The organism is Gimesia alba, from assembly GCF_007744675.1.
Lineage (GTDB): Bacteria > Planctomycetota > Planctomycetia > Planctomycetales > Planctomycetaceae > Gimesia > Gimesia alba.
In genome coordinates this window covers 2,282,964-2,295,943 of sequence record NZ_CP036269.1, presented here as the reverse complement: position 1 = coordinate 2,295,943, position 12,980 = coordinate 2,282,964, and the positions used below count along the sequence as shown (strand labels likewise).

9 protein-coding genes are annotated in these 12,980 nt (G+C 48.9%); 2 read left to right on the top strand and 7 right to left on the bottom strand.

All coding sequences use genetic code 11. The features are described 5' to 3' along the window. Positions 1–35: 35 nt before the first annotated feature. Complete coding sequence (locus tag Pan241w_RS08575; protein WP_145213823.1) at positions 36–500, bottom strand: carboxypeptidase-like regulatory domain-containing protein; 465 nt, start codon at positions 498–500, stop codon at positions 36–38. Between the two features lie 121 nt (positions 501–621). Then, positions 622–1,602, bottom strand: coding sequence for a DUF1559 domain-containing protein (locus Pan241w_RS08570; protein ID WP_145213820.1), 981 nt, complete (start codon positions 1,600–1,602; stop codon positions 622–624). A 369-nt stretch (positions 1,603–1,971) separates the two neighbouring features. Between Pan241w_RS08570 and Pan241w_RS08565 the strand changes: the two genes are divergently transcribed. Then, on the top strand, positions 1,972–3,147 hold the full coding sequence (locus Pan241w_RS08565; protein ID WP_145213817.1) for a XylR family transcriptional regulator: 1,176 nt from the start codon (positions 1,972–1,974) through the stop codon (positions 3,145–3,147). 1,294 nt (positions 3,148–4,441) lie between these two features. Here Pan241w_RS08565 and Pan241w_RS08560 read toward each other — a convergent pair. The 5 genes from Pan241w_RS08560 to Pan241w_RS29320 all read right to left on the bottom strand — a co-directional run bounded on the left by Pan241w_RS08560 (position 4,442) and on the right by Pan241w_RS29320 (position 11,042). Then, positions 4,442–4,789: a DUF3147 family protein gene (locus tag Pan241w_RS08560; RefSeq protein ID WP_145213814.1), complete on the bottom strand. Its 348-nt coding sequence runs from the start codon at positions 4,787–4,789 to the stop codon at positions 4,442–4,444. 128 nt (positions 4,790–4,917) lie between these two features. Next, on the bottom strand, positions 4,918–5,415 hold the full coding sequence (locus tag Pan241w_RS08555) for a hypothetical protein (RefSeq protein WP_232107390.1): 498 nt from the start codon (positions 5,413–5,415) through the stop codon (positions 4,918–4,920). 29 nt (positions 5,416–5,444) lie between these two features. After that, a complete protein-coding gene (locus Pan241w_RS08550; protein ID WP_145213811.1) occupies positions 5,445–8,885 on the bottom strand; it encodes an efflux RND transporter permease subunit in 3,441 nt (1,146 codons plus the stop codon). A 9-nt stretch (positions 8,886–8,894) separates the two neighbouring features. Then, positions 8,895–10,334 carry an efflux RND transporter periplasmic adaptor subunit gene (locus Pan241w_RS08545; RefSeq protein WP_232107389.1) on the bottom strand — a complete coding sequence of 480 codons (1,440 nt, stop codon included), beginning with the start codon at positions 10,332–10,334 and terminating at the stop codon, positions 8,895–8,897. 231 nt (positions 10,335–10,565) lie between these two features. Then, positions 10,566–11,042 carry a hypothetical protein gene (locus tag Pan241w_RS29320; RefSeq protein WP_198000412.1) on the bottom strand — a complete coding sequence of 159 codons (477 nt, stop codon included), beginning with the start codon at positions 11,040–11,042 and terminating at the stop codon, positions 10,566–10,568. 584 nt (positions 11,043–11,626) lie between these two features. Here Pan241w_RS29320 and Pan241w_RS08535 point away from each other — a divergent pair. Then, positions 11,627–12,964, top strand: coding sequence for a DUF1501 domain-containing protein (locus Pan241w_RS08535; protein ID WP_145213808.1), 1,338 nt, complete (start codon positions 11,627–11,629; stop codon positions 12,962–12,964). The last annotated feature ends 16 nt before the right edge of the window (positions 12,965–12,980 follow it).

Below are 12,980 nucleotides of genomic sequence, written 5' to 3'. Positions count from 1 at the left end.
ACACACTAAAGAAATCAGTTTAAACAGTGAGTTTACTACTTTGATTTAAGGTCAAAGTCAAATGAACTTGCATTTCCTGTAACTTCTGCAATATTCTTACGCCCCGCCTTGGTTACAGCCAAGTATTTTTTTGGTATGACTTGTTTGGCTTCCACGTCCGCAGCGGACTTTCCCGCAGGAATTGGAGAACCGTTGGGCATCGCCCATTTCGAGAATATTACATAATATTTACCAGGTTCGATGCCAGGTTTTCCAGATTTGTGTTGAAGTGTATATTTTCCGTCACTATCCGTAACTCCGAACGCACCATTGCCTTTTGTTCCAGAATAGGGAGTAAAGATTACGCTCGCACTTGCCAGAGATTTACCATCAAGAGTCACTACTCCAGATACTTCCGTGAGTTTATCCGGTACAACTTTCTCACTACCACCACAACTGTAAAACAAAATAGATAAATGTAAAATGACAGCTAATTTCAAATGAGAAACTGTGTTTGTCACATTAAAATTCCTTAATCTCAAAAAATGTTAAAAAGAAAAGATTACAGAATATGTACTCTCATTTTGTATATTTTCATGAAGCCTGACAAAGCATCTTAAACATCACTTTGTAAGTACTCATTTAGAACTGGCCTATGACATTACCGTCAGCCATGTAGGCTAGATTTTTACGTATTGTGCTGTCGAGGTTCTCGCTAATAAATCGAACGGCACCATCAGCTAATAAAATATGCATGCCACCAGTGTGAGTACTTCCCGGTGAACCCCACGAGCCTAAACGACCAGGTATCGGTGTCTCTTGCCATGGTGGGATTGTCCAATCACAGCATAACCATCTATTAATATCAATATTGGGAGGAAGGTCGAACTTGATTCCCAAGCCAACGTGATGAGCGGTTGCCCAAGACATTGTTTTACCATCAGCAATCTCCAATGTCGTTTCAGCAATCGCAGCGGTATTACTCGATCCATCTTGGATATCACGCATACGGCAAGATGAATTAGTACCAAACATTGTTCTAGTGCTAAGATTAGCAATAGCCCAATCTGGGCAAGCGGTGGCATCATTCACAATAAACCCATAAGAAGTCCGAGCCGTGTTTGCTACGCCTGATCCATAAGTAGTGTCGGCCCCTTCATAGTACTTTTCTCCGCTATCGGTGGGGCACAACAATACCGTAAGGATGGTTGTGGATAACTGAGCATTTCCACTGGCTATCGCACCACCACCGGCTAAAGTTCCACCTCCCGCTAATCTCTCACCAGTAGCAGCACTAAAGTTGAATTGATTGTAAAGAGGAGATTGATCAAGGTATGGCAAAAGATACAACCACCCTGTATGGTTAGTAATATCACTACCGCTAAAGGTGCACGTGGATGAGGCTTGTCCTGGATTCCCTGTAGCATAGGGAAATACCCTAAACGTCTCATGGTAGTTATGAAGGGCTAAACCGATTTGCTTTATATTGTTTTTACAAGCATTTCGACGCGCTGCCTCCCGCGCCTGCTGAACTGCAGGTAGTAATAGGGCGATTAAAATCGCGATGATGGCGATCACGACCAACAATTCGATTAGGGTAAAACCGAGACGTTTCAGTTTCATATTGACCTCACCATTTCATTTAAAAAAGACAACAAACATATAAAGAGTATTAAAAAAACTGTCAGTAACACGACTTACGCTATTTTGATGTTTCTCAAAACGACTTTATAAAAGAAAATGTTCATAACATGGCAAAGATTCGTCGATGATAGACGCCACGAATGACAATTGTTACAAATTGATAGACTGTTGTCACTCTTCTATCCAATCAAACAATTTCGTTTTTTCCTCAAATTGTCGTCAACACGAAATCTAACTATTCATCCCCATTAGCACTATTATAATAAAGGTATTATCTCTTCCGCTGAATATGCTGACCGCACACACAATTATTTTGAATTTGTTTTTTTCTCAAAATGGCAACACATCATGCCTGAACAAAAACGCGTCCTTCTATTGATTGAAACTTCCAGAGCATATGGTCGTGGCTGCCTATCCGGAGTAGCAGCATATGTCCGAGTCAACCAGAACTGGCACGTCCTTCACACAGAAAGAAGCCTCATTGAGGGACCACCTTCATCCCTGAAAAATTGGAAGGTAGAAGGTGTCATGTCGCGGATAGAGACACCGCAAATGGCCGAGGCCATCGATCGCCTTCACCTTCCAACAGTTGACCTTCGTGGTGCTCACCATCCACACAATGGCGGTATGTTTGATACGGATCACAGCATATGTGCTCAGTTCGCAGTTGACCATTTCCTACAAAATGGTTTTCGGAATCTAGCTTATTGCGGATACCCCGGCATTGAGTTTTCTGATCAGCGATGCAGCTACTTCATCAAGCATCTGAAGGCGAAAGGACACACCGTCGATGTTTTTGAACCACCAACCCGAAAGCACAAGGTTGATGACATCATTACCAGAGAGGCTAGAGGTGAACTAACTGAATTGCAGCTTGTACAATGGCTACAAAATTTGCCAAAGCCAGTGGCTGTATTTGCTTGCAATGATGTACGCGCCCGGCAGATATTGACATCATGCGGACTAGCTGGATTGCGAGTTCCTGATGACCTAGCTGTCTTGGGAGTTGACAACGATGAAGTAATCTTTAACTTCACAATTCCTCCATTGAGTAGTATTCAACCAGATTCCAAGCGAATAGGATATGAAGGAGCAGCTCTACTCGACAGATTGATGGAAGGTGAACCGGCTCCAAAAGAGACAATCTTGATTCCTCCGACATGTATTCATGTTCGTCAGTCTTCCGACATCGTGGCTGTAGAGGACCGTGATGTCGCGGCTGCAATGCGCCTCATCCGGGATTATGCCTGTGACGGAATCACAGTTGATGGCGTGGCTCGTCAAATACCCCTGAGCCGAGCGAGCTTGGATCGTCGATTTCAGCGAGTTTTAGGCTACAGCCCAAAAGCAGAGATCAATCGAATACGAGTCAATCGGGCGAAGCAATTGCTAGCCGAGACAGAGTATAAGATCACTACAATAGCCACTTTGTCTGGCTACGGTATGGCCCCTCAATTTATCACTGCCTTTAAACGTCTCACCGGACTTACACCTGGAAAATATCGAGAACAAAGCCAAATATGATGAACAGGTCTGACAAAGCAGCATTTAACAGAAGGAAGCACCCACAGTTTTTCAATTCATAAAGAATCTTGGCGTAATATTAACCGTACGGCAAAACATTTTGTTGAAAAATACATTGTACTGAATTCCAAGCACCTAAGACTGTCGCACGTTGTGATTTACTGTCTTCGCACACAAAAATATCAGCCATTCGCGCACTACAAAGCGTATACGTATAATTGAACAACTAGAATCTTGCCCCCGGCTACACGTTCGTTTTACCCCGCTGGGCAGCCGATAAAAAACAGAAATCCGATACGCGAATGTGAAATTTCAAACCACTTTCAAATGACCTGTTCAAATACCATAGATTACCTGGTCAGAAATTTGAAGAAGCCTTTGAACTTCGAACCTTTAGTCATTCTGTTCGAGAATTCCCCCCACTTATCCCCCCACAAATACGCGTTATCAAAGCAAAAGCAAAGTATTGTCAAAGCGTGGTTGAAGTAAATTGCCCTGAAAAACGGGTCTTTGTGAAGCATAAGCAAAGCATGGTTAAAGCTATTACGGTCTTCGGAACCGGGGGTTAGGGGTTCGAATCCCTTCGGGTATATTTTTTCAACTCGATTTGAAATCATCACTTGCCTCACCATCCCCTGCTGAACCTCTGCCACATCCTGCTGAAAAAATTCGACTTGACCGCATCGCGCGTATCGGCATGATGATGCGGAGATAACGTCGCGCGCGTGAGAGATCACTATTGGTTCAGTTGAGATTCCTGTACCACTGAAAAAGACAGCACGATCAAACCCGCTCGTTTCAGCACGATTTTCCAATCCACTGCTCCGATGCACCTCAGTTTTCAAACGACATCGTAACGCTTCATTTGGCATTCCTGGAACATGACAAGACCATCCGGGGAGATCACATGACATTCCCGGAGAAAATACGCAACGCCCTCTTGACTCCCCCACGCCGTTCACAAAGATCTTAGTCACAAACATGATGCTCTTCTCCAGATGTCGTCGCGAGTTTAGGTGCCCGCCCGCCTCGCGACGCTCAATCCCAAATCACCGCCTCGATGGAACCAAAACGGTCCCCAAAAATTGAGCGGATCGGCGCTCGCCGCCGGTAGAATCCTGATCAAAGAAACAAACCACCGGCACACAAATCCTACCCGATATCACCAGTACCATCTCAGATGAACATTCTGCAGGAATTCCGATGCTCCCACATCAGTCCTTTTTTTACGAGATGAAGCCTGCAACGGGGACAAATGGGTGCTTTCCCGGATAGCGTGTGAGGAAGTAAAGGGTCAGGATTGAATTCCTAGTTTCTTTAAACAGAAAAACATTCCCAGATAGAGCCCAATCATCACCACAGTCGAAATTCCGAAGCTGGCAGTGAAGCCGACTCCCTTTTTCAACAAAAATGGCAGGAGTAGAAAGAAGGAGAGTGACGGCAGTACCAGCCAGAAGATGCTTCGGGACAGCTCAGAAACTTTTTCGGCGCTTCCTGTGTCGATATAGAGCCAGATCAATCCCAGGAAGGAGACGAGCGGTAGAGAGGCAAGTACACCACCTAACAGAGAGCTACGTTTGGAGATTTCGGAGACCGCCACTACCAGCACTGCTGTCAGAGCCACTTTCAAGAAATAATACATTCTTCGTCCCCATCCTCACTGTAGATGATTCGAATTAGATCATGTATGTCTCTCCCCCTTTTGGTCACCGCTTGAGTGAATCCTCAAAGCGATGACCATCAGGGAGACTCGTTAAACAGGCGGATGAATTATTCCTGGAATTCACCCTGAGATGGTTTACCATCAATTTCTCCCAGTACGGTTCCGGCGAAGTCAGCAACGTTGCCGATCCCGGGATCGGTCCCGACAAATTTGGCTGCTTTTCCGTCTGCCTCGTCCTGAGGGAGCATCTTGACGGTCATGGGAGGCACGACTTTGCCTTCTGCCGTCTTCGTTTCCTTGATTGACAGTGTCAGTTCTTTCGCGGCAACCGGTCCAGGCGATTTCTCATCTGCTCCCAGAAACAGAATCGTGCACTCATGCTTTGGGTGATCCACTGTGAATTCCGCATGGTACTTACCCAGATCAAAGACAACCCCGCCATTCGGGCCTGTCCCATGCGAATGAGCATCTCCATGACTCTCTTTTGTCTGTGCTGCTGGCGGTGGAGTTGTCTCCTTCGGAGCAGAGTCTGTGCTGCCTTTATCTGCACAGCCTGTCACAATCAGAGCAGCGAACAGTAAGCCAGAGATTTTCAAGTTCATCATTTTGTTTTCCTTTTCTTTAGAGAAATCAATCAAGAGTGTTGTTGTGTGACAGCCCGCAGCAGTTCTTCGTCAGAACTTTCACTACGAACCAGGCGTTCGGCATCCTTGCCTGAGAATTTCCAGAACAATCCGGGGTGAATAAAAAATTCACAGAAGGTGGATGTCACCAGCCCTCCCAGTATGACGGTCGCTACGGGATAGAGAATTTCCAGTCCCGGTTTATTTCCGCCCACCACCAGCGGAATCAAGGCGATCCCGGCGGTCAATGCGGTCATCAGCACCGGAGCCAGCCGTTCCAGGCTGCCCCGCAGTACCATCTGGGGAGAGAACGCTTCTCCTTCTTCTTCCATTAGATGGAAATAGTGCGTTACCAGCAAAATTCCATTACGGACGGCAATCCCCCCCAGGGATACAAAGCCCACCATGCTGGCGACTGTCAGAGTCTGGTTGGTTAAGACCAGCGCGAAGACGCCTCCGATGAACGCTGTCGGAATCGCGTTCAGAATCTGAAACGTGATCCGCGCCGAAGGATAGAGCATCATCAGCACGATAAAGATACCGGCAACAGAGACGGCAGCTAGAATCGTGATCAGGAATGTTGCAGAGCGTTGCGCTTCAAACTGCCCCCCGAACTCCACAAAATAGCCGGTAGGCAGGGCGACCTGTTCGCGGACCTGTTTTTCGATCTCAACCACGGTGCTGGCCAGATCGCGTCCCGACACATTACAGCGGATCGTCTGTCGTCTGCGGACATTTTCCCGGTTGACCAGGTTCGGCCCACTGGCGGAGCCGGGGAAGTCAGCCAGTTCCCGCAAACGGATCTGTCCTCTGCCATCGGGGAGTTCCAGCCGCAGTTCCCCCAGATTGTATGGATCGGAACGATATTGTTCGTTAAGTTTGATGATCAAGTCAAACCGACGCTGGCCTTCCAGGACCTGAGAAACCGCTTCCCCCTTCAGGGCTGTTTCCACAAACCGGGCGACATATTCACGGCTCAATCCGAAATATGCCAGTTCGTCTGGCTTCAGAACGACATGCAGTTCATCGACCCGTTCCTGTGGATCGATAATGGGCGGTGTTACACCAGGAATATCGGTGATCGCATCACGGACATCTCCCGCCAGTTCGCGGAGTTTATCGAGATCATCTCCATACAGTTTGATACCGACCTGGGCCTTGACCCCGGACAGCATATGACTGATGAGATGAGACAGCGGCTGCTCCGCCTCGATCCCGACTCCGGGAACATTCGTTTCCAGATTAGAGAGTAACGTCTCCAGAAACTCATCACGATCGTAGTTCGCCTCCGGATTCATTGTCAGAATATACTCTCCCACATTTACCGGTTGAGCATGTTCATCCAGTTCGGCCCGTCCGGTCCGGCGAAAAAAGTGTAAAATCGGCCCCTGTGGCTTGTCTTTGGATTTCTGCATTTTGACCAACTGGGCATCGATCAGTGAAGAGGCTTCATTCGAAGCTTTCAAAGAAGAGCCTCCCGGCAGGGTAACGTTGATCTGTACGCTCCCTTCATCGAATTTCGGCAGAAAGTCAGCTCCCAGTTTGGAAAGTTCCCAGACACTGACGCCGACCAGAGCCCAGGTCATTAGCAGCAAAACGGCTGCATGCCGCATGCTAAACCGGATCAGATATCCGGCACCCCACTTCAGAACCCGCAGCAAACGGCCATCCTGATGCTCGTGGGTCGCCTTGGCCTGGGGCAGCAGATAGAAAGACAATACGGGGGTCACCGTCAGCGAGACCAGCAGCGAGGCCAGAATCGAAACAATATAAGCCACTCCCAGGGGAACGAACAGACGCCCTTCGACTCCCGACAGGGCAAACAGGGGCATGAAGGCCAGCACCACAACGGCGGTACCAAAGATAATCGCAGAACGAATTTCCCGGCTGGCCTCATACACGACGACAATGGCGGGCTTCGGATCAGGGCTCAGGTTATTTTCTCCCAAGCGACGGAAAATATTTTCCACATCCACAATCGCATCGTCAACGAGTTCACCAATCGCAACTGCAATCCCTCCCAGGGTCATCACATTGATCGAGAGTTCGGTGCCCGTGAGTACTCCGACAATCCGAAAAACAAGGGTTGTGATCACCAGTGATAACGGAATTGCGGTGAGTGTAATGAACGTCGTCCGCAGATTCAGCAGAAACAGAAACAGCACGATTACCACGAGTACTGCACCAATCACCAGGGCTTCTTCTACATAGTAAATCCCCCGGTCAATAAAGCTTTTGAGCTTGAACAGCTTCGTGTTGATCACGATGTCGGCAGGCAGTGATGTTTCCGCATCATGTAGAGCCGCCATCACATCATCAGTCAGCTTTCTGGTATCGGCATGCGGCTGTTTGACGATCGTAATCACCACGCCCGCGTGTCCATCGATACTGGCATCTCCCCGCTTTGGCGCAGGGCCTTCGACGATTTCTGCCACGTTCTCCAGTAGGACAGCACGATCACCGTTCATTTTAATTGGAGCTTTACGAAGTTCATCCAGTACTTCATTCGTAATTGCCCCCAGCCGACCAATGATCCGCACAGAACGTTCGGTCTGGCCACTGAGGATAAATCCGCCGCTGGCATTCAGGTTATTTGATTGAACGGCCTCCTCGACATCCTGCAGCGAAACATTGTATTCCTGTAATTTAATGGGGTCGACCAGAACCTGGTACTGCTTTTTATCGCCCCCCATGACGATGACTTCTGCGATGCCGGTTAATTTGAGCAAACGCGGTCGGATGAGCCAGTCTGCTGTCGTGCGCAGATCCATCCGTTCTTCGAGGGGAGTCGGAAAAACGACGTCATAGGAACGTTTATTCCAGACAAAAGAAACATTTCGTCCGAGATCTTTCGGTTTCCAATTGGAATTCTGGACCTCTATTTTCTGCCACAGACCGGGATCGTTGCGCTCTACCGGATTCCACACCGTCAGTACAGGTTTTCCCTCTTGTTCGGTACGTTCCGCCAGTAGGCCAGTCTGTCCAATTGGGGTCAGCGTTCCCCCTTGTGGTCCTTTGCGGCGATGGATTCCCACATGCAGAATTTGCCCCATGATCGAAGCCTGCGGTGTCATAATCGGGCGGATGCCAGGCGGCATGGGCACATTCGCCAGACGTTCCGAGACAATCTGACGGGCGTAGCGCGGTTCGGTCTGCCAGCTGAATTCAATGTAGATCACGTTCATGCCCTGGCTGGACTGGCTGCGAACATCTTCGACCCCGTTCGCTCCCAGAATCGCTGTTTCAATGGGATAAGTGACCAGAGTTTCAACCTCTTCAGACGACATGCCAGGGCACTCCGTCAGAATCACTACGCGCGGGCGATCGAGGTCGGGAAAAACGTCGATCGGCAATGTGGTGGTCAGGTAACCGCCGTACGCCAGGATGACAACACAGGCAGCCAGCACCAGTGTGCGATGAGTTAACGAAAGTCGGATAATGGAATTGAGCACGGCGTTCCCCTATTTCCCTTCATCTTCGTTTTTGTGGAGGCTGCCGTCTGCATGAATGTGGTAGCCTTCCGGCAAATCATCCCCGGAAGACGACTTCAGCATACGGTTCAACTGCTCCGCAGATCCCTGAACCACAAACGAACCGGGAGTCAGAGATCCATCATTGGCAATGACCGTATGGCGGCGATCTCGCTCCAGCACACGCACCGGTTTGCGGTAGAAGGTATTCACATTCTGGATGAAGACATAAGCTTCCGCCCCTTCACGGGCAACGGCATCAGCCGGTAGCACGAACACGTTGTCCAGTTTTTCCACCCGGATCAACAGCCGCACTTTCTGGCCGGGACGAAAACGCCAGAGTACCTGAATCTGTCCATTCTGCTCTATAATACGGGACTGATTTTCTAATGGCAGACGAAAGGCGAAAGTACGGTTCACGGGATCGATGACATTCATCAGCTTGTGAATCAGAAAAACCTGATTGTGAGCAGGCCAGTCACTCGCTGCGTGCTCCTGAAAATCGACTTCGACCGGCCAGCCCTCTCTCACGTTGCGCTCCAGCAGTTGTGTTTCGTTCCGGAAGGCCCGTCCTTCAATCGCCAGCAGACGATGGTTTGCCAGCAGGCACAACATCTGCCCCGTTTTCACCTGCTGTCCCAGATCGACCTCACATTCCTGGACCTCGAATGTAGGAGGTGTTTTCAGTTTGACTTCTTTGCCTGATGTTTTCATGACAACGGACGCATCCAGTGGCTTGGATTTTGACATGCGATCGGGAACCAGGATATCCAGATCCTGAATAAAATTACCGCTGGCAATTTCCTGCAACTGCTGCTGGCTGAACCCCCGACTGCGCAGTTCCTGCTGGTAGCCCTTGATGGCCACTTTCAAGCGGGTGATATCATTGGCCGCCTCGATGATCCGGGATTCAGGAATCGCGCCCCTGGAGGATTCCAGGCGTTTTCTCTTTCTCTCCGCCAGCACGAGATTCTGGGTATCTTTGAACAGATTGGTCTGAGTCTGCAGCAAAGTTTCACTGAGAATACGAATCGTGTAGAGCACATCACCCGGTCGAACCGTATCGCCCGGAAAGTAGTTCATTTTCTCTACGACCCCATCGATGGGTGAAATCACACTCTGGTCACTGCGTCCTGGACGATCCACGATCATCCCCGGGACCTGGAGCGTTTTCCAATAGGTCTCGGGAAAAATTGATTTCACTTTCAACTCTAGATTGGCAATTGCCTGGTCTGAGAGGACGATCTTTTGCTGATCTGTTTTTTTTTTGCCCTCTGCTTTTTTTGATGCAGCGGCCAGATTTTTCGATTGACCAGCCTGATTTGGCTCCAGCAGCGGCAACCAGTGATCGCGCAAGATAAAACCGGCAGCAATCAAAACAAAGATTGTGATTCCCAGAACAGGCTTCAACGATTGAAGAAGTATCTTCATAACGGTCCCTTTAAATACCGAAAATCGGGATCTTGATAATCCAACTCATCAGCTCCGCCGTGATCAGAAAAAACGCATTCTGACCATCCCATGGACACAAAGCTTGATGAACGATTCGCAGCTTCGCTGGAAAATCAGTACCAGCATGCAATAAAATTTTCTTCGACGCCAAGAGAGAAAGCAGTGCAGCAGCATGTCAGTTCAGAGACTGCCTGCAAGAAAAGCGCACGCTTAGATCAGGAATGCGTGATGGCGGAGAAAGAGCGGGGATTCGGCCCCGGGAGGTGCGCAATCCTGCCTGCTCCATTCAGGAGTAGCCGCCGATAATGAGCAGGCCAGCGCATCGGCTTCGATCGCATTCCAGTGAAAGGACAACAACAGTTCTGTTTCCAGCAGTGAACGCGAACTCGATGTCAGGTCCGTACTGTTGAGGTAGATGGCAGAAGAATCATGGTCAAAGGGAAATTCGACCTGAGAAGAATCAGGCTTGTCATGATCCGTATGAGAGTGCCCCTCATGTTCATGAGAGTGAGTCCCATGTGCATGCGAATGCCCATGCTGTTCGTCAGCCTCAGGTGAGCTGACATGAAAATGAACGCGCAAATCATGCCCTGCAGGCTGGTTACCTGCATGCGAATGCCCGAATGAAACTGACTGGGTCAGTAACACAAAGGGGATCAGTAATAGGGACAGGATTCTTCTTAGCATACCCATTGTTTCGGTAGAAAGTCATAGATTGTTGAGATTATTCTAACGCTCGATTGGTTAATGTCCAGACACCAAATAGTAAAACCACATAGACAACATATACATACAGTTCCTACCCAGCTTCTATCATTTCTAACAAAGTCATCATTTTTTGAATACTCCTGTTAGACAAATACTAGATCCAAACAACGGTTTGACAGGTCTTATTATGCCGACGCGCCCTGATATGACACCTTTCACAAGTAAGCAGCCTCAATCCTCTAGTGAGATCGTTATGACTACCACGAAGCGTCAAATGTCTCGTTTCCTTGCATCCAATTTGAATGATCTGGCGGTTGTGCCTCTGATAACTCAATGCTGTGTGATTATGCCCCGGATTCCAATAATTTTTTGCACTTAGAGCCCCCTGTAATAGAACCACCTTGTATCAAGTCGTGAAACCAGGTCTTTAATGGCCGATGTAGACAAATCAGAAAACGAGAGGTAGAATTATAGCAATCAATTATCTCTATCCACACAAAATCTATCTCCCCCCAAATCGAGCGTCGAAAGACGTTGTGCGATCCTCCCACTTGGAGTAGTTAATGCTAAATATTTTTGATGCTTCTTCCAACAAGTTCTGCAATCAGGTGTCGCGGCGGAATTTCATCAAAATCGGCGCCGTTGGTCTGGGTGGTCTTACTCTGCCGAACATTCTCAAGGCGGAGCAACAATCGGGCAAAGCCAATTCTCATAAATCCATCATCATGATCTATCTGCCAGGCGGGCCGCCGCATCAGGACATGTATGATCTTAAGACGGACGCGCCATCGGAAATACGTGGTGAATTCAGCCCCATTGCGACCAATGTTCCCGACATTCGCATTTGTGAACATCTCCCCCAACTGGCAAGAATTGCTGACAAATGCGTCTTTGTCAATTCCCTCGTTGGTTCAATTGGCCAGCATGCTTCATTTCAATGTATGACCGGACACAGTGACCGAAACCAGCCAGCCGGCGGTTGGCCCGAGTTAGGTTCTGCTCTGTCACACTTGAAAGGCAATCCACGGGCAACGTCACCCGCTTATGTGAATCTTTCACCTAAGATGCAGCACACTCCCTATAACTTTGGGAAAAACAGCTTCCTGGGAATGTCTCACACCCCTTTTAATCCGAATGGCGAAATGAAGGGTGATATGACGCTCAACGGCATTACCTTGGATCGCCTGCAAGATCGCAAAAATCTGCTGCGTAGTTTCGATCAGTTCAGGCGTGATGCCGATGCCAGCGGTGCGATGCAAGGGCTCGATTCCTTCAACGAACAGGCTTTTGGTGTTCTAACCTCGGGGCGATTAGTGGAGGCGCTTGATGTTTCGAAAGAAGATCCTGCAATTCGCGAACGCTACGGCAAAGGAACCACAAGAAAACAAGGGGACGCTGCTCCGCGACTGAACGAACAATTTCTTCTCGCGCGTCGTCTTGTCGAAGCCGGGGCGCGCGTTGTGACTCTGAGTTATAGCTTCTGGGACTGGCATGGTAGTAATTTCAAAAATGCCAAAACGAATTTCCCCGATTTCGACCAGGCGATCACAGCCCTGATTGAAGACTTGCACCAGCGCGGCTTGGCTGAAGATACAACGGTTATTGCCTGGGGCGAGTTTGGACGGACACCAATGATTAACAAAAACGGCGGTCGTGATCACTGGCCGCGCGTTTGTAATGCCTTACTCGCCGGTGGCGGCATGAAAACCGGTCAGGTCATCGGCACCACAGACCGGCTGGGTGGTGAGGCAGAAAATCGCCCCGTCCATTTCCAGGAAATGTTTGCTACGCTCTATCACAACATGGGGATCGACGTGCAACAGGTTACCCTGCCCGATCACGCAGGCCGACCTCAGTACCTCGTGGATAGCGGTTACCTCCCTCTGCCTGAAGTCATCTAAAGTTTGCTTCCATAAA

What these genes read in the sequence shown, in the direction of transcription:
- Pan241w_RS08560 (WP_145213814.1), bottom strand. Translation starts at nt 4,789, where the DNA reads ATGTATTATTTCTTGAAAGTGGCTCTGACAGCAGTGCTGGTAGTGGCG.
- Pan241w_RS08565 (WP_145213817.1), top strand. Translation starts at nt 1,972, where the DNA reads ATGCCTGAACAAAAACGCGTCCTTCTATTGATTGAAACTTCCAGAGCA.
- Pan241w_RS29320 (WP_198000412.1), bottom strand. Translation starts at nt 11,042, where the DNA reads ATGCTAAGAAGAATCCTGTCCCTATTACTGATCCCCTTTGTGTTACTG.
- Pan241w_RS08555 (WP_232107390.1), bottom strand. Translation starts at nt 5,415, where the DNA reads ATGATGAACTTGAAAATCTCTGGCTTACTGTTCGCTGCTCTGATTGTG.
- Pan241w_RS08535 (WP_145213808.1), top strand. Translation starts at nt 11,627, where the DNA reads ATGCTAAATATTTTTGATGCTTCTTCCAACAAGTTCTGCAATCAGGTG.
- Pan241w_RS08545 (WP_232107389.1), bottom strand. Translation starts at nt 10,334, where the DNA reads ATGAAGATACTTCTTCAATCGTTGAAGCCTGTTCTGGGAATCACAATC.
- Pan241w_RS08570 (WP_145213820.1), bottom strand. Translation starts at nt 1,602, where the DNA reads ATGAAACTGAAACGTCTCGGTTTTACCCTAATCGAATTGTTGGTCGTG.